We start from the raw sequence: 1539 nt of genomic DNA, 5'->3' as shown, positions 1-1539 counted from the left end.
GGCGGCCAGCGCCAGGTCCGGTGTCCGGTCGCGGGCGGCCAGCAGCACCGCCGCCCGGTCGCCGCTGCCGGCCGGATCGCAGGCCGGCCCGCGGCCGGCCACCGGGAAGGGCACCGTCGACAGGCCCGCCGCGCGCAGCCCGGCCTCCACCGTCCACAGCCCCCGCCCGGCCGGTGCGGGCACCGCGAGCCGGCCGTCCGGGGTCAGCCGGGCCGCGGCCAGTTGGTAGAACTCGGCCGAGTGGTACTCGCTGCGGGCGGCCCGCTCCGGCGCGGGCAGGTCGGCCAGCACCGCGTCGAACCGCGCGGCCCCGCCGTCCTCGCGCAGCCAGGCGAGCGGGTCGGCGGTGACCACCTCGACCCGGGGGTCGGCGAAGGAGTGCCCGCCGAGGGCGGCCAGCGCCGGGTCGGCGCGGGCGAGGGCGGGCAGCTCCGGGTCCCGGGTGACCACCAGCACCGAGCGCACCCCGTCGTGTCGCAGCACCTCGCGCAGCGCCAGCCCGTCGCCGCCGCCGAGCAGCAGCACCCGGGCGTCGCCGCCGCCGGCCAGCGCCGGGTGCACCAGGGCCTCGTGGTAGCGGTACTCGTCCCGCCCGCAGGCGGCCAGTCGGCCCGCCAGGTAGAGCCGCAGCGGCGGCGCGGCGGCGGCCGCGTCCGCCGGTCGGGCGCCCGGCGCGGGCGGCCCGGGCGGGCCGGTGAGCACCAGTTCGCCGTAGCGGCCCTGCACCGCCTGGCGGGTCGGGCCGCGGTAGAGCGCGTGCCGGGCGGCCTGCTCGATCGCGCAGGTGGAGGCGGCGGCCAGGGCGAGGACGGCGAGCACCGCGGCGCAGCCGGCCCAGAGCAGCAGCCGGGAGCGCGGCCCCGGCTCGTCGCGGAAGAGCCAGAGCACCACCGCCGCACCGGCCACCGCGTTGACGGCGCCGGTGAGCAGGGCGCCGGCGGCCTGGCCGAGCAGCGGCAGCAGCACGAACGGGAAGGCGAGGCCGCCGATCAGCGCGCCCACGTAGTCGGCGGCGAACAGGTCGGCGGCGGCCCGCCCGACCTCCTCGCGGCGGATCCGCTGCAGCAGGGTGAGCAGCAGCGGGATCTCCGCGCCGATCAGCAGGCCGATCACGCAGGTGAGCGCGATCAGCGCGAGCTGGTAGCGGCCCAGCCAGGCCCAGCAGCTGTAGAGGGTGAGCACCGAGAGGCCGCCGACCACCGCGAGTGCGCACTCCACCAGGGCGAAGGCGGTGGCCGGGCAGTGGGTGAAGTGCTTGGCGGCCAGCGAGCCGAGGCCCATCGCGAAGACCATCACGGAGAGCACCACGGAGGTCTGGGTGACCGAGTCGCCCAGCAGGTAGCCGCCCAGCGCGACCAGCTCCAGCTCGTAGACCAGCCCGCAGGCCGCGCAGACGAAGGCGGCCAGCAGCACCAGCAGGCGGGCCGGCCGCGGGTGGCGGTGGGTGGGCGGGCCGGTGGGTCGCGCGGTGTCGGCCGTCCGGGTGCGGCCGTCCGGGCGGGTCGTCGGGCGCGGCGCGGGGCCGGCCACCGGGACGGG

1 protein-coding gene is annotated in these 1539 nt (G+C 79.3%); it reads right to left on the bottom strand.

All coding sequences use genetic code 11. The features are described from left to right. Positions 1-1539: spermidine synthase (locus ACQRUO_RS39370; RefSeq protein ID WP_428320993.1), on the bottom strand; the 1539-nt coding region annotated here is incomplete at both ends.

The sequence above is a fragment of the Kitasatospora sp. LaBMicrA B282 genome (assembly GCF_050325825.1).
GTDB lineage: Bacteria > Actinomycetota > Actinomycetes > Streptomycetales > Streptomycetaceae > Kitasatospora.
This window is presented reverse-complemented; position numbering and strand designations above follow the sequence as displayed.